The sequence below is a fragment of the Gilliamella sp. wkB112 genome, assembly GCF_001690685.1.
GTDB classification, from domain to species: domain Bacteria; phylum Pseudomonadota; class Gammaproteobacteria; order Enterobacterales; family Orbaceae; genus Gilliamella; species Gilliamella apicola_J.
The window spans coordinates 409,258-429,224 of sequence record NZ_LZGL01000009.1 but is presented as its reverse complement, the minus strand read 5'-3'; the positions used below and the strand labels follow the sequence as shown (position 1 = coordinate 429,224).

The 19,967-nt window shown below is 33.8% G+C and carries 22 protein-coding genes and 1 riboswitch; of the genes, 14 read left to right on the top strand and 8 right to left on the bottom strand.

Annotation, left to right across the window (positions count from 1 at the left end; genetic code table 11):
- The first annotated feature begins 3 nt into the window (after positions 1–3).
- The 8 genes from recG to uvrD all read left to right on the top strand — a co-directional run bounded on the left by recG (position 4) and on the right by uvrD (position 9,440).
- Positions 4–2,097, top strand: coding sequence for an ATP-dependent DNA helicase RecG (recG, locus tag A9G12_RS04350; RefSeq protein WP_065564630.1), 2,094 nt, complete (start codon positions 4–6; stop codon positions 2,095–2,097).
- A 143-nt stretch (positions 2,098–2,240) separates the two neighbouring features.
- The gene (gene lptM, locus A9G12_RS12035) at positions 2,241–2,381 is read left to right on the top strand and encodes an LPS translocon maturation chaperone LptM (RefSeq protein ID WP_081299649.1); all 141 of its coding nucleotides are present in this window, start codon (positions 2,241–2,243) and stop codon (positions 2,379–2,381) included.
- Between the two features lie 10 nt (positions 2,382–2,391).
- Entirely contained in the window at positions 2,392–3,645 is a 1,254-nt protein-coding gene (lysA, locus tag A9G12_RS04345) for a diaminopimelate decarboxylase (RefSeq protein ID WP_065564629.1), read from the top strand.
- 45 nt (positions 3,646–3,690) lie between these two features.
- Positions 3,691–4,515 (top strand): diaminopimelate epimerase, encoded by an 825-nt coding sequence (gene dapF / locus A9G12_RS04340; protein ID WP_065564628.1) that lies wholly within the window; start codon positions 3,691–3,693, stop codon positions 4,513–4,515.
- A gap of 130 nt (positions 4,516–4,645) precedes the next feature.
- Positions 4,646–5,392 carry a DUF484 family protein gene (locus A9G12_RS04335; RefSeq protein WP_065564627.1) on the top strand — a complete coding sequence of 249 codons (747 nt, stop codon included), beginning with the start codon at positions 4,646–4,648 and terminating at the stop codon, positions 5,390–5,392.
- A complete protein-coding gene (xerC, locus tag A9G12_RS04330; RefSeq protein ID WP_065564626.1) occupies positions 5,392–6,312 on the top strand; it encodes a tyrosine recombinase XerC in 921 nt (306 codons plus the stop codon). Before A9G12_RS04335 ends, xerC begins: the two co-directional genes overlap by 1 nt.
- A 2-nt stretch (positions 6,313–6,314) precedes the next feature.
- Entirely contained in the window at positions 6,315–7,028 is a 714-nt protein-coding gene (gene yigB, locus A9G12_RS04325; protein WP_065564625.1) for a 5-amino-6-(5-phospho-D-ribitylamino)uracil phosphatase YigB, read from the top strand.
- Between the two features lie 189 nt (positions 7,029–7,217).
- Entirely contained in the window at positions 7,218–9,440 is a 2,223-nt protein-coding gene (uvrD, locus tag A9G12_RS04320) for a DNA helicase II (RefSeq protein WP_065564624.1), read from the top strand.
- Positions 9,441–9,510: 70 nt separating this feature from the next.
- Here uvrD and cyaY read toward each other — a convergent pair whose 3' ends face one another.
- From cyaY to A9G12_RS04290, 6 genes are all read right to left on the bottom strand, one after another.
- Positions 9,511–9,822, bottom strand: a complete 312-nt coding sequence (cyaY, locus tag A9G12_RS04315; protein ID WP_065564623.1) for an iron donor protein CyaY — start codon at positions 9,820–9,822, stop codon at positions 9,511–9,513.
- Positions 9,823–9,919: 97 nt separating this feature from the next.
- Entirely contained in the window at positions 9,920–10,441 is a 522-nt protein-coding gene (locus tag A9G12_RS04310; protein ID WP_065564622.1) for a surface-adhesin E family protein, read from the bottom strand.
- Positions 10,442–11,242, bottom strand: a complete 801-nt coding sequence (locus tag A9G12_RS04305) for a hypothetical protein (protein ID WP_065564621.1) — start codon at positions 11,240–11,242, stop codon at positions 10,442–10,444. It abuts the gene before it with no gap.
- A gap of 67 nt (positions 11,243–11,309) precedes the next feature.
- Entirely contained in the window at positions 11,310–11,927 is a 618-nt protein-coding gene (locus tag A9G12_RS04300) for a thiamine diphosphokinase (RefSeq protein ID WP_065564620.1), read from the bottom strand.
- Positions 11,928–11,940: 13 nt separating this feature from the next.
- Positions 11,941–12,402, bottom strand: a complete 462-nt coding sequence (gene rimI / locus A9G12_RS04295; protein WP_065564619.1) for a ribosomal protein S18-alanine N-acetyltransferase — start codon at positions 12,400–12,402, stop codon at positions 11,941–11,943.
- Positions 12,371–12,778 (bottom strand): DNA polymerase III subunit psi, encoded by a 408-nt coding sequence (locus tag A9G12_RS04290; RefSeq protein WP_065564618.1) that lies wholly within the window; start codon positions 12,776–12,778, stop codon positions 12,371–12,373. The genes rimI and A9G12_RS04290 overlap by 32 nt, the downstream gene beginning before the upstream one ends.
- 87 nt (positions 12,779–12,865) lie before the next feature.
- Here A9G12_RS04290 and rsmC point away from each other — a divergent pair, with 87 nt between their 5' ends.
- Positions 12,866–13,906 carry a 16S rRNA (guanine(1207)-N(2))-methyltransferase RsmC gene (gene rsmC / locus A9G12_RS04285; protein WP_065564617.1) on the top strand — a complete coding sequence of 347 codons (1,041 nt, stop codon included), beginning with the start codon at positions 12,866–12,868 and terminating at the stop codon, positions 13,904–13,906.
- Positions 13,907–14,038: 132 nt separating this feature from the next.
- Here rsmC and hemN read toward each other — a convergent pair whose 3' ends face one another.
- Both hemN and yihI read right to left on the bottom strand, forming a co-directional pair.
- Positions 14,039–15,442: an oxygen-independent coproporphyrinogen III oxidase gene (gene hemN / locus A9G12_RS04280; protein ID WP_065564616.1), complete on the bottom strand. Its 1,404-nt coding sequence runs from the start codon at positions 15,440–15,442 to the stop codon at positions 14,039–14,041.
- A 191-nt stretch (positions 15,443–15,633) separates the two neighbouring features.
- Positions 15,634–16,128 carry a Der GTPase-activating protein YihI gene (gene yihI, locus A9G12_RS04275; RefSeq protein WP_065564615.1) on the bottom strand — a complete coding sequence of 165 codons (495 nt, stop codon included), beginning with the start codon at positions 16,126–16,128 and terminating at the stop codon, positions 15,634–15,636.
- A 171-nt stretch (positions 16,129–16,299) separates the two neighbouring features.
- On the opposite strand from yihI, the gene coaA reads away from it, so the two are divergent.
- The 5 genes from coaA (at position 16,300) to A9G12_RS04250 (ending at position 19,823) form a co-directional block, all read left to right on the top strand.
- Positions 16,300–17,235 (top strand): type I pantothenate kinase, encoded by a 936-nt coding sequence (coaA, locus tag A9G12_RS04270; protein ID WP_065564614.1) that lies wholly within the window; start codon positions 16,300–16,302, stop codon positions 17,233–17,235.
- Positions 17,236–17,257: 22 nt separating this feature from the next.
- A complete protein-coding gene (locus A9G12_RS04265) occupies positions 17,258–17,692 on the top strand; it encodes a DUF1090 domain-containing protein (RefSeq protein ID WP_065564613.1) in 435 nt (144 codons plus the stop codon).
- A gap of 164 nt (positions 17,693–17,856) precedes the next feature.
- Positions 17,857–17,901: riboswitch (PreQ1 riboswitch) on the top strand.
- Positions 17,902–17,905: 4 nt separating this feature from the next.
- Complete coding sequence (gene queF / locus A9G12_RS04260; RefSeq protein WP_065564612.1) at positions 17,906–18,379, top strand: preQ(1) synthase; 474 nt, start codon at positions 17,906–17,908, stop codon at positions 18,377–18,379.
- Between the two features lie 27 nt (positions 18,380–18,406).
- On the top strand, positions 18,407–19,063 hold the full coding sequence (gene queC / locus A9G12_RS04255; RefSeq protein WP_065564611.1) for a 7-cyano-7-deazaguanine synthase QueC: 657 nt from the start codon (positions 18,407–18,409) through the stop codon (positions 19,061–19,063).
- A gap of 55 nt (positions 19,064–19,118) precedes the next feature.
- Positions 19,119–19,823, top strand: a complete 705-nt coding sequence (locus A9G12_RS04250; protein ID WP_065564610.1) for a 7-cyano-7-deazaguanine/7-aminomethyl-7-deazaguanine transporter — start codon at positions 19,119–19,121, stop codon at positions 19,821–19,823.
- The last annotated feature ends 144 nt before the right edge of the window (positions 19,824–19,967 follow it).

The following is a 19,967-nucleotide window of genomic DNA, read 5'->3' as shown; positions in this document are numbered from 1 at the left end:
ATTATGTCCAGTAGACTTTTTAGCCAAACTCCGTTAATACAATTAACCGGCCTTGGCCCTACACTTGAAAATAAATTCCATTCATTAGGAATTTATACAGTCAAAGATCTGTTACTGCATTTTCCTCTACGTTATGAAGATCGCACTAAATCTTCTGCTATAACTGATGTTTCACCTGGTGCATTTACTACTATTGATGGCTGCATTATTAAAAGTGAAATAACTTTTGGTAGAAGAAAAATGTTAGTTTGCCATATTCAAGATGATACAGGGATCGCTATTTTAAGATTTTTACATTTCAATGTGGGGATGAAAAATATTCTAATAATGGGTAAATGGATTAGCGCTTATGGAGAAGTAAAACAGGGTAAAATTTATCCTGAGATTATTCATCCGCAATTTAAAATTAGAACTAATCGTGACGATAAATTCGTTAGTTGTGATGAAGAAACTGAAAAATATACTCCCATATATTCTGCAACTTATGGGTTATCTCAAAATGTGATTCGGAAAGCAATTCATTCAGCGTTATTATTACTGCAACGTAACCCACCATCCGAAGTTTTACCACAACAGATAGCTGATTATCATTTAGATGCTTTACAAGCACTGCAGATCATTCATAATCCACCAATCGATACTGATATTAATTTATTATCTTCAGGTGAACATCCGGCAATTAAACGATTCATCTTTGAAGAATTGTTAGCTTATCATCTAAGCATGTTAATGATAAAAATAGATAATCAACAGCAACAAGCACACATTTTTCATCCTAATCAAAAAGTTATCCCCCCCTTTTTAGCTACGTTACCCTTCAAGCTTACTAATGCTCAACAACGGGTAATTAAAGATATTTATCAAGATATGGCAAAACCTGTCCCAATGATGCGGCTAATTCAAGGGGATGTGGGTTCAGGTAAGACTCTAGTTGCTGCATTAGCAGCTTTAAATGCCATTGAAAATGGTAGCCAAGTAGTGTTAATGGCACCTACAGAAATTTTAGCTGAGCAACATTATAACAATTTTAAACAGTGGTTTGAGCCTTTTAATATAACGGTTGATTGGTTAGCCGGGCGTTTAACAACAAAAAATAAATTACAACGTTATGAACGGGTCAAAAATGGTGCAATAACAATGCTTATTGGAACCCATGCAGTATTTGTTGATAAAGTTGAATTTGCCTCTTTAGGACTAGTCATTATAGATGAACAACATCGTTTCGGAGTTAATCAACGATTAAGCTTATGGGAAAAAGGTATTAAAAATCAAATTTTTCCTCATCAATTAATTATGACAGCAACGCCAATACCACGAACTTTAGCTATGACGGTTTATGCCGATTTAGATGTATCAATTATCGATGAATTACCACCAGGTAGAACCCCTATAACTACCGTGGTGATTCCTAACACTCGACGAGATGAGATTATTGAACGTGTTAATCAGGCTTGCCTAGAACATCGTCAAGTTTATTGGGTATGTACTTTAGTTGAAGAATCAGAAACGCTAGATGCTCAAGCGGCAGAAATGCTAGTTACCGAGTTATGTGAGAGGCTACCACACCTAAAAATAGCTATGCTACATGGTAAAATGAAGTCAGATCAAAAACAAACAGTAATGCAAGATTTTAAACAAGGCAATATTCAACTTCTAGTTGCCACAACGGTAATTGAAGTAGGTGTCGATGTCCCTAATGCCAGTTTAATGATTATTGAAAATGCTGAACGTTTAGGGCTAGCACAATTACATCAATTACGTGGACGTGTAGGTCGAGGCACCGCTGCTTCACATTGTGTACTGATGTATCAACCACCATTAAGTAAAATAGCACAAGCACGTATGCAAGTGATGCGTGACAGTAATGATGGTTTCGTTATTGCACAAAAAGATTTAGAAATTCGTGGAAGTGGTGAAATTTTAGGTACTCGACAGATGGGTATAGCTAATTTTAAAGTTGTTGATTTAATCCGAGATCAACATTTGATTAGTGAAGTACAAAAAGTTTCTTATTATATACAACAAAGCTACCCTGACAGTGCTAAACAATTAATTGAGTGCTGGCTTCCTGATCGACAAAAATATATAAACGCTTAGATAATTATTTTTTCGATTGATTGTTAATATTTAAAATTTACTAAGTATAAATATCTCTTTAATGATTTGTTCTTTGCACGAGTTTGGCTATCGTGTAATATAGTAACTATCGTCTAAAACAATAACATAATTGTGAATATTGTATGAAATCCTCTATTAAATTACTCTCGGTATTTTTAGTTATATTGACTTTAGCTGGTTGTGGATTAAAAGGCCCACTTTATCACCCTGCCGAAAAAACTTATGTCCCAGTTCATGTTGATTTATTGAATCAAACTGCTTAACGGAGATATTATGGATTTTTTACATTATCAAAAAGGTCATTTATTTGCCAATAAAATTGCTATATCTGAACTCGCTAAACAATATGGAACACCGCTTTATGTTTATTCAGCGGATTATATAACTAAACAGTATCTTGAATACGCACGAGCATTAGTAAATCGGAAATATCTAGTTTGTTATGCTGTTAAAGCAAATAGTAATTTGGCAATATTAAGTTTACTAGCCAAATTAGGTGCTGGGTTTGATATTGTTTCTCAGGGGGAGCTAGAACGAGTTTTAAAAGCAGGTGCTAATCCTAACAAAATTGTATTTTCTGGTGTAGCTAAGTCGGTTGTTGAGATTGAACGAGCTCTAAAAGTGGGTATTAAATGTTTCAATGTTGAATCTGAAGCTGAATTATACCGTATTAATGAAGTAGCTAAACAGATTGGTAAAATAGCAACAATTTCTTTACGTATTAATCCAGATGTTGATGCTAAAACTCATCCGTATATTTCAACAGGATTGCGCGAAAATAAATTTGGTATTAGTTATAAATTAGCTTTGGATGTTTACCGTCAAGCGGTGTCGTTGACGAATATTAAAATAGTTGGCATTGATTGCCACATCGGTTCTCAGTTAACGGAATTATCACCTTTTCTTGACGCAGCAGATCGCATACTCACCTTGGTTGCTAAACTTAAGTCTGAAAATATTCATATTGAACATATTGATTTTGGTGGTGGTTTAGGTGTTTGTTATGCAGACGAACAACCGCCAATGGCCTCATCTTTGATGAAAGAATTAAACAAAAAATTAGTAAATTATCCAGATATTGAACTTTTATGTGAACCAGGAAGATCAATTGTTGCTAATGCAGGTTTGTTAATTACTAAAGTTGAATATACAAAACATCAAGATGGTAATCATTTTGCTATAATTGATGCTGGTATGAATGATTTGATTCGCCCGGCACTTTATCAAGCATGGATGAATGTTTTACCCGAAAAAGAATCGCAAAATACAGATGAAAAGTATAGTTATAATGTGGTCGGTCCTATTTGTGAATCAAGCGATGTACTTGCTTATCAACGGCAACTTTCGGTTAAGCAAGATGATTTGCTAGTGATATGTAGTGCAGGTGCTTATGGATTTAGCATGGCTTCCAATTATAATAGTCATCCACGTCCCGCCGAAGTTATGTTGTTAAATGATATGCAGCATCAAGTCATTCGTCAACGAGAATCATTAGAAGATTTATGGCGTGGTGAGATAGTTTTATAACATAATATAAACATTGTATGGTGTTGTGATAGAAGGTAATTTACGATGAACTTTTCAAAAATGCATGGATTAGGAAATGATTTTATGGTCATTGATGCGGTTACGCAAAATGTTCATCTCTCAACCGAAATGATAAAGCGTCTTGCCGATAGATATACAGGAGTTGGCTTCGATCAGCTACTGATAGTGGAACCTCCATATTCTCCTGATTCTGATTTCCATTATCGAATTTTTAATGCTGATGGTAGTGAAGTGCAACAATGCGGTAATGGAGCTCGCTGTTTTGCTAGGTTTGTGCGATTAAAAGGACTAACTAAAAAACGCACGTTAAAAGTGAGTACAATGAAAGGTAATATTGTATTAACTGTAAATAATGATGAAACGGTTAGAGTCAATATGGGGCAACCTATATTCGAACCTAATAGAGTACCTTTTAAAGCCATTAAAGAAGAAAAAACTTATATTATTCGCGCCCAAGAACATACTGTACTATGTGGTGTTGCTTCAATGGGTAATCCCCATTGTGTCCTCCAAGTCGATAATATATTGACAGCTGAAGTTACTACCTTAGGACCTTTATTAGAATCACATGAACGCTTTCCTGAAAAAGCTAATATAGGCTTTATGCATATTATCGATCGCGATAATATCAATTTACGCGTTTTTGAGCGTGGTGTAGGCGAAACTCAAGCTTGTGGAACTGGTGCTTGTGCAGCCGTTGCTGTTGGTATCAATCAAGGTCTACTTAATAATGCTGTAAATGTTAATTTACCTGGGGGTAAACTATTTATTGAATGGCAAGGTAATAATCAACCACTTTATATGACAGGGCCTGCAACACATGTGTTTGATGGATATATTGCAATTTGATTTTATGTTTAATCTAATTAGTTACTTACTATTTTAATAAATGAAGCATAAAATAATAGAACAATAATATTTAAAACAGTTTTTAATTCTGTTTGGAATATTGTGATATAAGTTACAGAAGAGATTAATTATGGTAGAGAAAACTACACGTACATCGAAAGCAAAAAATCCAAGACGTAGTGTTTCAATTAAGAGATTAGACGATGAAATAGTCGGGAAATATTTACTTGATCATCCTGATTTTTTTATTCGCAATGCAAGCCTTATAGAAAATATCAGAGTACCCCACCCGATTAGAGATAGTATTTCATTACCCGAATGGCAAATGGCCAGACAACGCAATAAAATTAATCAATTAGAATCTGAAATTACTTTATTGATGGAACATGCTAGTTCAAATGAATTACTATTTAATCAATTCATGGCATTGCAAAGTCAATTAATTAAAGCCGATAATTTAGATGATTTAGCTGAACTATTGAATGTTTGGGCTAAATCACTAGGCTTAAGTGGTGCGTATTTATACCTTTTTGAAGATAAATGGTTACTTAATGCGCCATCGAATTATTATCATTATGCCCTTAATTCTTCACGATTTGATTTTATTCGTGTACGCCATTTACAGTATAGTTATCAATACCTAGGTACCTTAAATACTACAGAATTGGATTTTTTGTTACCGAAACATGGTTATGTAGGTTCAGTTGCTTTATCTCTACTGGGGCAGTTTGGTGATTTAGGTGTTCTGCTATTTACTAGTTCTGATCCACAACATTATCAAGCTGGGCAAGGGACATTATTACTAGAAAAAATTAGTGAAATATTACCGATTTTGATTGCTAAGTGGGTAATGCGTAAAAAGGTAGGGTGTGAGTAATGGAACAATCTCATGATCGGGATGATTGTTTATTAACTCAACCTGTGGAACATTTTTTAAATTATCTAAAATCAGAAAAACAACTTAGTTTAAACACCCAAATTAATTATCGACGCCAATTGTATGCATTAATTGCCCTTGCTAAAGAGGTAGAGATTTCTTGTTGGCATGATTTAGATTCGTCGGCGGTTAGATTATTAATTAGTCGGAGTAAACGCAATGGTTTACAAGCTAGGAGTCTAGCTTTAAGATTGTCTGCTTTACGTAGTTTTTGTGATTGGATGGTCAAAAATGAGCAACTACCCGCTAACCCGGCGCGTGGTGTTTTAAATCCTAAACAAGGGCAGCATCTACCCAAAAATATAGATGTAGATCAGATTAATCAATTACTTAATATTGAATATAATGATCCTTTATCTGTACGTGACAGGACTATGCTTGAAGTTATGTATGGGTCAGGGCTACGCCTTTCGGAATTAGTTAATCTGAACTGTCGAGAGTTAAACTTGATTGATGGCGAAATTCGCGTAATGGGAAAAGGCAATAAAGAACGTAAATTGCCATTAGGTCGAGAAGCAATTAAATGGATTAATCATTGGTTATCAATGCGAGATTTTTTGGTACCACAAGATGATGCACTGTTTATATCCAAGTTAGGGAAACGAATATCTCCCCGTAATGTAGAAAAAAGATTTGCGCAGTGGGGGGTTAAACAAGGTTTAAGTGTGCATGTACATCCACATAAATTACGCCATTCATTTGCAACCCATATGCTGGAATCAAGTAGTGATTTAAGAGCAGTACAAGAATTATTAGGGCATGCCGATTTATCCACTACACAAGTTTATACTCATTTAGATTTTTCCCACTTATCTGAAGTTTATGATTCTGCACATCCAAGAGCTAAAAGAGGAAAGTAGTAATGCATTTCTATCGTTCAATTGACAGTATTAAAGCTATCACCTTTGATCTTGACGATACTTTATATAATAACAGTATGATTGTTGAACGAGCTGAAGATGAACTCATAAAACAACTACAGCAATATATACAATTAAAAGATATAACATTAACTAGCTTTCATGCTGAAAAAAAAGCTTTACTTACTATTAATCCTGAAATTTATCATGATGTTATTGTCTGGCGAAATGAAACAATAAAATCCCTATTAATCAAGGCTAAAATTCCAGCAGAACAAATTCCTAATATTCTTGATGAGTCTCTGGCAACTTTTAACTTTTGGCGACATAAAATGCAAGTACCACAAGCAACCCATACTTTGTTAAGAAAGTTAGCTGCTAAATATCCTTTGGCGGTTATTACTAATGGCAATGTGGAGATTGCTAAAATTGGTTTACATGATTATTTTCAATTTTCTTTACGTGGTGGTGAGAATGGTCGTTCAAAACCTTTTCCAGAAATCTTTGCATTAGCTGCACAAAAATTAGCAATACCATCCCGACAAATATTGCATGTTGGCGATAATTTATTTACTGATGTTGATGGAGCGATTAATAGCGGTTTTTTATCTTGTTGGCTTAATATTTTCGAACAAGATATTTTCTATCTTTCTGATGCAAGGTGTTTACCTCATATTGAAATAAGTCAATTGTCAGAATTAGATAATCTGTTATAATTCATGTTACATGTATAAATAGACAGTATTTTAAATTATCTATATTTGTATTAAGTAAATAACCTATCTTTATGTCCCATTGAAAATAATTAACTGAGCAACATTATAAAATATACTGAAAATATAAATAATAACGAAAACAACACCAATTAATGGTATTGAATTTGGATGACTGTAAACGAAATAAAAATGAATAAATTATTATTAACTGACTTAAATACTGAACAACAAAATGCTGTCACCACCGATAGCCAATATACTATTGTTCTTGCTGGTGCTGGTAGTGGGAAAACTAGGGTATTAGTACACCGTATAGCATGGCTATGCCTTGAAAAAAATTATTCCCCAAATTCTATTTTTGCAGTGACCTTCACTAATAAAGCCGCTGCAGAAATGCAAGAACGTATTCGAGCATTGGTTGGAGAAGGGTATTATACTAGTATGTGGATTGGAACATTTCATGGCCTAACTCACCGTTTATTACGAATGTTTTCAGAACAAGCTAATTTGCCAGCTAATTTCCAACTTATTGATACTGAAGATCAAAACCGTTTAGTAAAGCGAATTTTTCGCGAATTGAAGATCGATGAAAAGCAGTGGTCATCTAAAGAGTGCGTTGCTTTTATTTCAACACAGAAAGAAAAGGGTTTACGGGCTGATGCTATTGTTGCCGAAGATCCAAAACAAGTGATGTGGCAAAATATTTATCGAGATTATCAGGCAATTTGTGACCGAGTCGGTTACGTGGACTTTTCTGAATTAATACTCCGTACCTATGAACTTTTATGTCGTAATCAGGATGTTTTGCATTATTGTCAACAACGGTTTGCTAATATTTTAATTGATGAATTTCAAGATACTAATCAAATTCAATATCGTTTAGTACAAAAATTAGCTGGAACTACTGCTAATGTCATGATTGTAGGGGATGATGATCAATCTATTTATAGTTGGCGTGGTGCTAATGCTGATAATTTACAATTATTTATTAATGATTATCCAGAAACTGAAATTATTCGCCTGGAGCAAAACTATCGGTCAACAAGCACTATTTTAGATGCAGCCAATAAATTAATTGCCAATAATTTGAATCGTTTGGGAAAAAATTTATGGACCGATAGCGGAATTGGAGAAAAAATATCCCTGTATATCGGTTTTAATGATATTGATGAAGCCCGTTTTGTTGTTGGAGAGATTAAAAAACGACATATTGAAGGTCAACCTTATTCCAGTTGTGCGATCTTATATCGTAATAATGTTCAGTCACGTATTTTTGAAGATACATTATTACAAGCAGGATTACCTTATCAAATTTATGGTTCTATTCGTTTTTATGAACGGCAAGAGGTTAAATTAGCCTTGGCTTATTTACGTTTGTTACATGATCATAATAATGATATGGCTTTTGAGACTACCGTTAATACACCAACACGCGGTATTGGTAACGTAACTCTCGATAAAGTTAAACTTACGGCCAAACAAAATAATATTTCTTTGTGGGATGCCAGTTTAATGCTAATTCAGACTAATGGATTGACTGAAAGACAACGTTCGGGAATTAGTCGCTTCTTAGAATTAATGGAATCAATTTATGATGAAGTAGGATTATTACCATTTTATAAACAGCTTGAGGCGATTATAAAACTATCCGGTGTACTACAAATGTATGAACAAGAGCCTGGGATTAAAGGTCAATCAAGGCTAGAAAATCTCGAAGAATTAGTTTCAGCTGCCGAACAATTTTATGGTGCTAATGAAAATACCGTAATTGAAGATGGTGAAAGCGGTGAGACATTAACCGTATTGGAGTCTTTTTTAGCACATACCTCCTTAGAAAGTCGCGATGTGATTAAAGAGCAAGACTCAGTACAATTAATGACTTTACATTCAGCCAAAGGATTAGAGTTTGACAATGTGTTTATAGTTGGGCTTGAAGAAGGTATTTTCCCTGCACAACGTTCTATGCAAGAAGTAGATAAAATGGAAGAAGAAAGACGTTTAGCATATGTTGGTATTACGCGTGCTCGTAAACACCTTACGTTAACGTTATGTGAATTAAGAAGACTTTATGGACGAGATGAGCGCAATTTACCATCTCGTTTTTTGGCTGAATTACCTATTGAGAATCTAAATGAAATTAGTTATCGCGGAATGATTTCTGTTCCTGAAACAAGACATAAGCAATTAAATGAAAATGAGCAATTCATTAATAATCGTAAAAATTCTTATCAAAAAAAGGTACGTGAAAATGATGGTTATATTTTAGGTCGTAAAGTTAAACATCAACGTTTTGGTGAAGGGACGATAATTAATCTTGATGGTGAAGGTGATCACCGTCGTATACAAATTGCGTTTGTTAATGAAGGTATAAAATGGTTGGTGATTAAACTCGCTAATCTAACTTTAATTTAATGATATCAGTTTAAATGTGTAGCAAGCTATAATTTAACCTATTTCTTAGTAATGTTTGTGGTTATAAAGGTTAAGAGTTAGCTTGATCAGCAACTGCTTCGGCAAAAATTTTGTCAAATGAATCATTAGTGCGATTACATATCCATTGATTATTTACGTAATCAAAATGGTAGCCTTGCTTACGTGTAGCTAACCAAACTTGCAACAGCGGTTCTTGGGTATTGACAATAATTTTGCTGTTATTAGGGAAAGAAATAGTAATGACATTTCCATGGGTTTCATAGTCAATATCACAACCTTGTTCATCAGCATAGTTGTCTAAAAATAATTCAATATTATTAAATAGTTGGTCAGTAAGAGCATGGAATTCAGTGATATTCATAACTATATAATCTATTTAATAAAAACAATACGTAAATATTAGCACAACGCGTTAAATTGTACCATACTTACGCAGACAAGAATGAGCCAAAATTTAATCATTTTGGCTGTTCAACAAGTGGAAGAGAACAAGCAATGATGAGTAATTGATGATCATCGCTATGGCGATTATCTGCTATCCAACGATTCGGAGTATTATTAGTATCAATTAAATCGCCCTCAGCAAAATATTTTTCATATATACTGAAAGGTCCTTTAGCAATTTCTTTTTTATCACAATTAATATATTGCTGGATCTCCATGGATTTATATTTTATTTTTTCCCCTTTTGTCTTTTCAAATACTAATTCTGGTGAAAAATTAATAATTTCATTAAAAACGCGAATTCTTTTATTATAAGGGTGTAAAGTAACTGATTGTCTATCAATTAATGAATAACTAACTATATTATCTTCTTTAGTTTTTTTAATTGGAATAAATTGTTCGCCAACTCTAGAATCTTGTAAATCCTCGTTGGTGCTAATAGCTGCTGAGCCATTGCTAGTCGCGGTAATAGATTTAGTATCATTACTTAATACGTTAAAAGAGAGAAAAATTAATAAAAGCCATATTTTTTTCATTTAGATATTTTCTCCCTTTTGTTTATCATTTTCCTTTACTTTAATACTGGTATCTGGTTGCGATTGATGATTCTGTTGTTGCAACTCTTTTTCTTTCTGTTTTTTTAATTTATAAGCTTTTATCATTTCTTTTTGTTTTGCTTCTATGCTTTCATATGCAGGTTTGATATCCGGTCTAATTGTATACAAAATGTCTTTGGTCAAATCTCCTTGAATAGAACAAAGAAGTTGAATTTGGTTATTGGATATTGGTTCTAAATAAAGAGACTTTTCAATAGTTCCTTGCCTTGGAACAACACCATCAATTGAATAAGGGTTATTTTCCCAGTTAATTGATTTATTTTTACGGTCATAAATTTGTGCATTAGCCGAATATGAATTTGAAGAGTATTTCGACCAATTGATGTTATTTAAAGAACTTTGTACTTTGTCTATATCATTATTGATAATGAATCCCCAATAAAAATATTGACCTAAAAATGGGGTCTCAACAAAAATATTTTTGTAACCAGTTATTGATAATCCCTTGTAATAAAATGGTTTTTTAAATATAACACTGTTTTTATCATTCTTTTGAATATTTTCTACAGGAATATAAGCAACATTATCGGTAGTCGCTAACTCAAAAAATTGTTCAAACGAGGTTTTATTTTTTGCTAATTCTTTAAAGAACTGAGCATCACATTTAAGGAAAGTGTCAATAAGATTATCTGTATTGGTTTGCGTATTATTATTTTGCGCAAATACCATGCAGGAAACGAATAATGAACTCGTCAACACTGATATTTTTTTTAAAAGCATGTAAGATTCCAATGATGTTTTATTTTTATCCAATATATTGTAGTGTAAAGGAATGTAAATATTAATGTCAATCTTCAACGAAAACTATTAAATCACCATTTTTAAAAAAAATTTCTACTTGATCTGCCACGGCTTTATTACGCACGCTGGTTAACCCGCCAAATATTAATGTTTGCTCTGTTAAAGGGTATTCAAAACCAGTAATAGTCAAGCCAGTTACCTTTGGCATTGGTAAAAGCGAAATAATGCGTTGTTTTACATGGTTAATTACTTCATGGCAATTAGCGTAAAAAAAGTGGCAATAATTATCATAAAAAATAATTTTATATTGGTGATAGTAATGTTTAGCTACCGAAAGATTACCCAAAAAATGGTCGCTAGCATGCCCAGTTGCGCCGTAAATGGAAAATTCAGTTATTCCTTTAGATGCTAAGAATAGTAGTGCTTTTTCAAAATCAGTTTTACTTTGATCTGGGGTATGAATAATCTGAATTTGTTCATTAATGGGTTGATCTTTATCCCAACTATCTAAATCACCAATAATAAAATTCGGTATAATGGCAGTGTTAGCTAAATAGTTATGATAAGCACCATCAGTACACGCGATATATTTATAGCTTTCTAAATTAGTTGGATAACATTGTGGTGGTTCGCCATTTACAAAAAGCAGTGCTTTATTAATCATGGTTGTTTCCTTGTTATAATTTTAAAGCATAAGCCATGATGATGGCATTTTCGTAATTACCATCTGCGGTTGGATAATAATTTTTGCGAATAGTAATCTCATTAAAACCCAAAGAATGATATAACTGAATCGCAACTTGATTCGATTCACGCACTTCTAACCAAAGTGTAGATGGTGAGTTGGGTGGATTAATTGTCAGTAATCTAGAAATTAATTCATTAAGGAGATCCTTTGCTAGTCCTTGCTGTCTAAATTTTGGGTGAATAGCAATATTAAATAGGTTGGCCTCATCGGCAACTTGTTGGCAAATGCAAAAACCGACCATTTGCTCATCGATACTTATTTTGAGATTTAAATAGCGGTCACCTTGGTTTGAATAGAATATCTGTTTTGACCACGGAACTAAATGGCAAAGTAATTCTAACTGATATGCATCAGCTAAATCATGTTCGTTCAGGATGGAAATAGTTTTCATATTGACATAACTGTTGCCAAAGTTGGCGTTTTTGTTGTGGTGCACTAGCTAGTAGATCTAAGCTAATGGTTTGAATAGTAAGTTGATTTAACCATGCGTCATCTGGTTTAACATCAATAAACCAAACTACGGTTTGGATCTCGTTTGTTGGCATAATAAGTTGTGATGGTGTCAATACAATTACTTGATCTTCGTTCAATTGGATCGCTTTTAAAATATCAAAATAGATTTTTTGTGTAGGCGGTTGGTTAGTCACAACAATTAAACGAATATCATTGCCTATCTGTGTTGCAATTTCACCTTTTAAAACGGCCGGATTGCGTAAAATATATTGGGTTATATTAAACTGTTTTAAATACCAATCTTGTACGTTCATTATTGGATAGCTTTTTTATTAGGGATTAAGTTGGGTTAATTGTATAATTATAGGCTAAATTTATAAAGGTTTTTTGATTGAGGTAATATGGCAGCGTCCGCTTATACTCCTGCAAGTCAAGTACTTGAACGTCATCAGGATTTTTTTAGTGATAAAAATGTAATTATCGCGGGTGATATTCAAGATAGTTATCCGGTAATTATCCCAGCAAAGCATGTAAAAATTCATTGTAGTCAATTTCACACTTATTTACGTTTACATAATAGTTCATATGGGCGAGAAACTATTTTTTCATTACAACCGCACGGTGAATTTTATACAGGTATGAATACATTAATTTACTACTGGCCCAAAACCAAGAGTGAAGCACAATTTCAATTGTCCTATTTATTACATAATATGCCTAAAGACAGTAATATTTTTATTGTTGGTGAAAATCGTACCGGAGTTAAAAGTGTTGAAGCATTGTTAACGGATTTTGGCACTATTCAAAAAATAGATAGTGCCAGGCGTTGTGGTTTATACCATTTTCATGCTGATAGCCGTTTAGCATTTGATTTATCTGAGTGGTGGTTAAGTTATCAATTAACTATCGAAAAACAAGAAATTACCATAACAAGTTTACCGGGAGTATTTAGTCAAAAAGGGTTAGATGCCGGCAGTGAATTGCTATTAAATGCACTACTGGAACATGTGGATATTATTAAAGGTTCTGTTTTAGATGTTGGTTGTGGTTCAGGTATTTTGGCGACGGTAATTGGCAAATTATATCCCGATATTGAGTTAACTTTATCTGACGTTAATTGTGTCGCAATTGAATCAAGTAAGGCTACGTTGGCTAGTAACCAGATTAAAGCGCAAGTGGTGGCTAGTGATGTCTTTTCACATTTGCCAGATAAATATCATTTAATAATTTCTAATCCACCGTTTCATGATGGCAAAGAAACCAGTTATATTGCAGTTAATTCATTGATTAAGGAAGCGAAAACACATTTAAAGCTCAATGGTCATTTATGTATTGTGGCAAATTCATTTTTACCTTATCAAACCTTACTGGATGAAACTTTTAGTAAAGTAGAAGTGATTGCACAAACCACCAAGTTTAAAGTTTATTTAGCTAGTCACTAAACTCAGATATTGCAATATAACAATAGCTACTGTTTTTGAATTAAGTTACGGATGCTTGCCGTAACTTAAAACCTATCACTAGTCAACGAACAACATTTCTTAATCTGGTATGTTAACCAAAAGGTTACTGTATTAAATCACTCGAGAAAATTGTTGTTGGCGGGCTATTCTGCGCATATAGATATCAAAACACATACAAATATTACGAATCAATAAATGCCCTTTTGGTGGTACTTCAATACCATTGGGAGTAAGCATGACTAAACCATCTTGTTGCAGAGGAGCCAATAGTTTTAGATCTTCATCAAAATAATCATCGAATTGAATATTATATTGTTGCTCAATCTGTTTTTTATCTAAATAAAAATGGCAGATAAGTTGTTTAATTACACTACGACGAATTATGTCATCCCGATTTAAATTAAATCCTTTCCATAGACCATTACCGATTCGTTCTACTTGAGTTTGATAGCTGTTTAAATCTTTTTGGTTTTGGGCATAACTATCACCTAGCATACTAATTGCTGACACTCCAAGTCCGAGTAAATTAGCATCGCCATGCGTGGTATAGCCTTGAAAGTTACGATGTAATTTGTTTTGTTGTTGTGCAATGGCTAATTCATCGGTAGGTTTAGCAAAATGATCCATACCAATAAATTGATAACCGGATTGAGTTAGTTTCTCAATGCTAGTTTGTAAAATCTGTAACTTTTGATTGGCATTGGGTAAGTCATTATCTTTGATTTTACGTTGCGCAGCAAAACGATTCGGTAAATGAGCATAATTGAATACACTTAAACGATCGGGTGAAATATCAATCACCTTATTTAGGGTTTCGGTAAAACTTGTCACCGTTTGTTTAGGTAAACCATAAATTAAATCAAGACTGATTGATTGAAAATTATTTTTGCGCGCCTGTTCGATTAGAGAACGCACAAGATTTTCATCTTGTTCTCGATTAATTAAATTTTGAATCTCATGATTAAAGTCTTGAATCCCCATACTTAAGCGGTTAAAACCAACATTGGCTAAATGATCAATTGTTTGGGGGGTGATTTCCCGAGGATCTATTTCTATGGATAACTCGGCATTATCAGCAAAATTAAAATGTTGCTTAAGTGAGGTGATAAGGCGACTAATTTCGTCATTAGTTAAAAATGTAGGTGTACCACCACCCCAGTGCATTTGGGTTATTGTACGATTAGTAAATAATTTAGCTCGCTGTGCAATTTCAATATCAAGAATATCGAGATATTTGGTTACTTTATGGGTCTGACGAGTAACCAATTTGTTACAACCACAAAAATAACAAAGTTTATGACAAAAAGGAATATGGATATAAAGAGCTAATGGGCGTTCAGGATAGCGTTGCGCAGCAGATAAAAAGTCCTGTTCATGAAACTCTTCGTTAAATTCCAGTGCCGTTGGGTAAGAGGTATATCTAGGACCCGAATAATTATATTTTTCGATTAATGCTTGATCCCAAAATATCGCTTTTGTTTGACTATTATTTATATTCAACCCTTTGTTTGACATCGCTTTTCCCATAACTTTTTGAAACGTTTTTTGCTGGTAATCTTATTTGGGTTTTCATTTTAATACGGTTTGTTTTTTTTAAAATTAACAAAGTGCAAACAAATAACCCACAGTATAAACCAAGCATGATAAATATTGGCATTGGCTATGTTCTCTTTTTATGTACTATAACTTGTGCGGATAAACTATAATTAGTTACGTTTTAGTAATCTAACTATATCTTCCGCTTTTTCATCTTCATCAAAATCAGCATCAGTATAACCTAGCTCTTGCATTAGCTCATCAATACGCTTTAGTTTACTATCTAGATAGGCTTGTTGATCTTTAGTTAGCTTACTATTTTGTTCAACAAAATCGAGTAATTGCTCTAATTGAGGATCGTTTTCTAGTTGTTCAAGTTCTTGTTCTGGCGATAAAGCGGGTTTGCTCACCTTTGTTACTGTTGCTACTTTAGTAATATTAATGACGTCATTTGTTACTAATGAAATCGGCTTTTTACTGCCTAAGCGGGGATCTCTTCCAGCTTTGGTCGTTTTTTTATTTTGGCTACCATCAGCATTGTTAAAACGTGAACCACTGGGCAATCCTTTATGTTTACGCTTTTTTTTAAGCTCTCGGGATTCTTCGTTGATCTCTTGACGACTTTTCTTGGTTTTGGGTTTAGCTTTAGCTTTAGTTTTTAACATATAAACTTATTTCAATATTTGTATGGCAAATTAATGGTGGGTATTTTAGCAGTAAGTTATTAAGATAGCTATGATTAACACTTGTCGCTAATTTATGATTGTAAAAAAACAAATTTATGTATAATCTGAGCCATATAAATTCAAACAATTAGTAATTCAAGAAAATATATTATGAAAAATCATTTGAGCCCGTATATGCAATTTAACCGTCAAGAATGGGCGAGTTTGCGTAATGCGGTACCAATGACTTTAACCCCAGAAGAGTTAAGTTCATTACAAGGAATTAACGAAGATCTTTCCATGGATGAGGTTAGTCAGATTTATTTACCTTTGTCGCGATTGCTTAATTATTATATTAGTAATAGCTTAACCAGACAGGTAGTATTATCTAAATTTCTAGGTAAAAGCCAAAAAATACCTTATGTGATAGGGATTGCCGGTAGTGTTGCCGTGGGTAAAAGTACTACTGCCCGCGTACTACAAGCATTATTAACGCGCTGGCCGGAACACCGTAAAGTAGCGTTAGTAACTACCGACGGTTTTTTGTATCCAAATAAATGCCTTGAAGAACGTGGCATTATGAACAAAAAAGGTTTTCCGCAATCTTATGACATAAAAAAATTAATTAACTTTGTTGCCGATGTTAAATCGGGGCAAGCGGAAGTAAAAGCGCCAGTTTATTCTCATTTAGTTTATGATATTGTTGACGATGAGGAAATTACTGTTGATTGCCCGGATATTTTGATTCTCGAAGGCTTAAATGTATTACAAGGAACATTAAATTATCCGCAAGCAAGTAATCGCGTATTTGTGTCTGATTATGTGGATTTTTCGATTTATGTTGATGCTGATTTACCATTATTGCATAGCTGGTATGTTAATCGTTTTCTAAAATTTAGAGCCGGGGCTTTTAATGATCCAAACTCTTATTTTAATCACTATTCACAGTTACCAGAAGCAGAAGTAATCAAGATTGCTAATCGCGTGTGGCAAGAAATTAATGAATTGAATTTGATCGAAAATATTTTGCCAACCCGGGAAAGAGCAAGCTTAATTTTAACCAAAGGTGAAGATCACAAAGTAGATAGTATTCAATTAAGAAAATAAATTTAACTTAACAGGAATTGCTATGAAAACTACATCTAAATTAATCAGTAAATTATCAATTTTAGTATTAGTGAGTCTATTTTCATTGGCTAGCTATGCGGCAAATCAAGATGAAGATGAACAGTTAACCTGTGGTGGTAAAAAACAAGCTATTGAAGCACAGATCAATTTGGCTAAAAAAAATAACAATATTTACCGCCTACAAGGGTTAGAGACAGCCTTGAATGAAGTTAATACTCATTGTACCATCGCTAAGCTAGAGGATGAGTATAAAAAAGAAGTTAGTGAAAAAACTGCTAAAGTGGCAGAAAGGCAGCAAGAACTTGCCGAAGCTCAAGCCAAAGGCAATCAACAAAAAATTGCCGATAAACAAGCAAAACTAAAGGATGCCGAATCAGAGTTAGCTACAGCTAACGCTAAATTGGCCAAATTTTACCGACTCATTACCGTTCAATAAAAAATTTATACTCAAATGTATAGTAGATTGGAAACATCTTTACAAACTGTGCCATTAATAGTTACCATTACTGTTCTGGTTATTCAGGACTAAAGTTAGCTATGCAATAGAACAATCTTAGTCACACTAGACTTTTTTATCCAAAAAGAGTATGGTGTGCGCCTTGTTACGTGGTTCGTGAACCTCCCACGTTAAAAAACTAAGGAATTAATAATGAGTAACATCACTTTATTAGGCGATCAGTCTGTTCGCTATCCGTCGACGTATGCACCCGAAATACTCGAAACATTTAATAATAAACATCCTGACAACGACTATTTTGTTAAATTCAATTGTCCTGAATTTACTAGCCTTTGTCCTATCACCGGGCAACCGGACTTTGCCACTATTTATATATCCTATGTGCCAAATATCAAAATGGTAGAAAGCAAGTCGCTAAAACTTTACCTTTTTAGTTTCCGTAATCATGGTGATTATCACGAAGATTGCATTAATATTATTATGAAAGATCTGATTAAATTAATGGATCCGAAATACATTGAAGTCTGGGGTAAATTTACGCCGCGCGGTGGTATCTCTATCGATCCTTATGCTAATTATGGTCAAGCTGGCACTTGCTGGCAGCAAATTGCGGTTAATCGTTTAGCCAATCACGATCTTTATCCAGAAAAAGTGGATAATCGTTAATCTATTAATTTTAACTGGAACGGTAAAATGCAACAGCGTAAAGCACTGGTGATCTTTTCAGGTGGGCAAGACTCAACCACTTGTTTGCTGCAAGCGATAGCTGATTATGGTCAGCAAAATGTTGAAACTATTAGTTTTCATTATGGTCAACGGCATGTGATTGAGCTTGAAAAGGCCAAATGGATTGCGGCTGATCTAGGTGTTAAGCAAACTATAATTGATACATCCGTCATTAAACAAACCACCAATAATGCCCTGATTGACAGTTCGCAATCAATTCAGGAATCCCAAGATGGAAACTATCCCAATACCTTTGTTGATGGTCGTAACATGCTATTTTTACTTTTAGCGGGGTGTTATGCCAAACAGCAAGGTATTAGTGACATTATTATTGGCGTTTGTGAAACCGATTTTAGTGGTTATCCGGATTGTCGGGATGTGTTTGTCAAATCGATGAATGTCACTATGAATCTGGCTATGGATTATACTTTTAATATCATCACTCCCTTGATGTATCTGACCAAAGCGCAAACTTGGGCATTAACTGATGATTTAGGTTACCTTGATTATGTGCGAACGCATACTCATACCTGTTATTACGGCGTAGAAGGTGGTTGTGGTACATGTCCAAGTTGTCTATTGCGTGATAAAGGTTTGCAAGAATATTTGCATTCCATTAAATAAATTCTGTTAATTTTTTCAAACTGGGTTCTCTCACCCCATTAAAAAAGGAAATTATATGTACGTTAATGATCATGCTGGGTTAATCCCACATAAGTTTACCCGTGAACAACGGCACAAAGCACTTTATTGGTTAGCTTTTTTCCATATTTTAGTGATAGCTTCTAGCAATTATTTAGTGCAAATCCCTTTTGATATTTTTGGTTTTCACACCACTTGGGGGGCTTTTACTTTCCCATTTATCTTTTTAACCACTGATTTAACCATTCGGGTGTTTGGTGCCAGTTTGGCCAGAAAGATCATATTTGTGGTAATGATGCCAGCGTTACTATTTTCCTATGTGATTTCAGTGTTGTTTTTTGAAACCCATTGGCTTGGCTTTGCTGCACTGACCGAATTTAATAACTTTGTCTTTCGTATTGCCTTAGCCAGTTTTTCCGCTTATTTAGTTGGGCAATTAATGGATATTACGGTATTTAACTATTTAAGACAAAATAAAAAATGGTGGGTGGCGCCATCAGCATCAGCAGTTTTTGGAAATGGTATTGATACTATCGTCTTTTTTGCTATCGCTTTTTATAACAGTAGTGACGAGTTTATGGCAACTAATTGGCCTGAAATAGCACTTATAGACTATAGTTTTAAAATTTTAATTTGTGGATTATTCTTTTTACCATTGTACGGTGTGATTTTAAATTTATTACTAAAAAAATTAGTAGCACTACCACAATACACTAACCAAAGCCAATCGGTGACCGAATAAATCCATCAAAAAGCAATTAAAGTTCATTTAGCATTGATAAATGGGCTTTAATTTAGCACTAAAATTTATACTAACTTTAAATATTTTGGCTAGTTAATAAAAAGTATTTACTAATCTAGTCTAGATAAAATTTGTATAAACATT

Coding starts and splice junctions, on each gene's coding strand:
- hemN (WP_065564616.1), bottom strand. CDS start 15,442: ATGTCAAACAAAGGGTTGAATATAAATAATAGTCAAACAAAAGCGATA.
- cyaY (WP_065564623.1), bottom strand. CDS start 9,822: ATGAATATCACTGAATTCCATGCTCTTACTGACCAACTATTTAATAAT.
- queF (WP_065564612.1), top strand. CDS start 17,906: ATGAGTAACATCACTTTATTAGGCGATCAGTCTGTTCGCTATCCGTCG.
- A9G12_RS04310 (WP_065564622.1), bottom strand. CDS start 10,441: ATGAAAAAAATATGGCTTTTATTAATTTTTCTCTCTTTTAACGTATTA.
- coaA (WP_065564614.1), top strand. CDS start 16,300: ATGAAAAATCATTTGAGCCCGTATATGCAATTTAACCGTCAAGAATGG.
- A9G12_RS04290 (WP_065564618.1), bottom strand. CDS start 12,778: ATGAACGTACAAGATTGGTATTTAAAACAGTTTAATATAACCCAATAT.
- rimI (WP_065564619.1), bottom strand. CDS start 12,402: ATGAAAACTATTTCCATCCTGAACGAACATGATTTAGCTGATGCATAT.
- lptM (WP_081299649.1), top strand. CDS start 2,241: ATGAAATCCTCTATTAAATTACTCTCGGTATTTTTAGTTATATTGACT.
- A9G12_RS04265 (WP_065564613.1), top strand. CDS start 17,258: ATGAAAACTACATCTAAATTAATCAGTAAATTATCAATTTTAGTATTA.
- xerC (WP_065564626.1), top strand. CDS start 5,392: ATGGAACAATCTCATGATCGGGATGATTGTTTATTAACTCAACCTGTG.
- recG (WP_065564630.1), top strand. CDS start 4: ATGTCCAGTAGACTTTTTAGCCAAACTCCGTTAATACAATTAACCGGC.
- A9G12_RS04250 (WP_065564610.1), top strand. CDS start 19,119: ATGTACGTTAATGATCATGCTGGGTTAATCCCACATAAGTTTACCCGT.
- lysA (WP_065564629.1), top strand. CDS start 2,392: ATGGATTTTTTACATTATCAAAAAGGTCATTTATTTGCCAATAAAATT.
- yihI (WP_065564615.1), bottom strand. CDS start 16,128: ATGTTAAAAACTAAAGCTAAAGCTAAACCCAAAACCAAGAAAAGTCGT.
- A9G12_RS04305 (WP_065564621.1), bottom strand. CDS start 11,242: ATGCTTTTAAAAAAAATATCAGTGTTGACGAGTTCATTATTCGTTTCC.
- queC (WP_065564611.1), top strand. CDS start 18,407: ATGCAACAGCGTAAAGCACTGGTGATCTTTTCAGGTGGGCAAGACTCA.
- A9G12_RS04335 (WP_065564627.1), top strand. CDS start 4,646: ATGGTAGAGAAAACTACACGTACATCGAAAGCAAAAAATCCAAGACGT.
- uvrD (WP_065564624.1), top strand. CDS start 7,218: ATGAATAAATTATTATTAACTGACTTAAATACTGAACAACAAAATGCT.
- dapF (WP_065564628.1), top strand. CDS start 3,691: ATGAACTTTTCAAAAATGCATGGATTAGGAAATGATTTTATGGTCATT.
- A9G12_RS04300 (WP_065564620.1), bottom strand. CDS start 11,927: ATGATTAATAAAGCACTGCTTTTTGTAAATGGCGAACCACCACAATGT.
- rsmC (WP_065564617.1), top strand. CDS start 12,866: ATGGCAGCGTCCGCTTATACTCCTGCAAGTCAAGTACTTGAACGTCAT.
- yigB (WP_065564625.1), top strand. CDS start 6,315: ATGCATTTCTATCGTTCAATTGACAGTATTAAAGCTATCACCTTTGAT.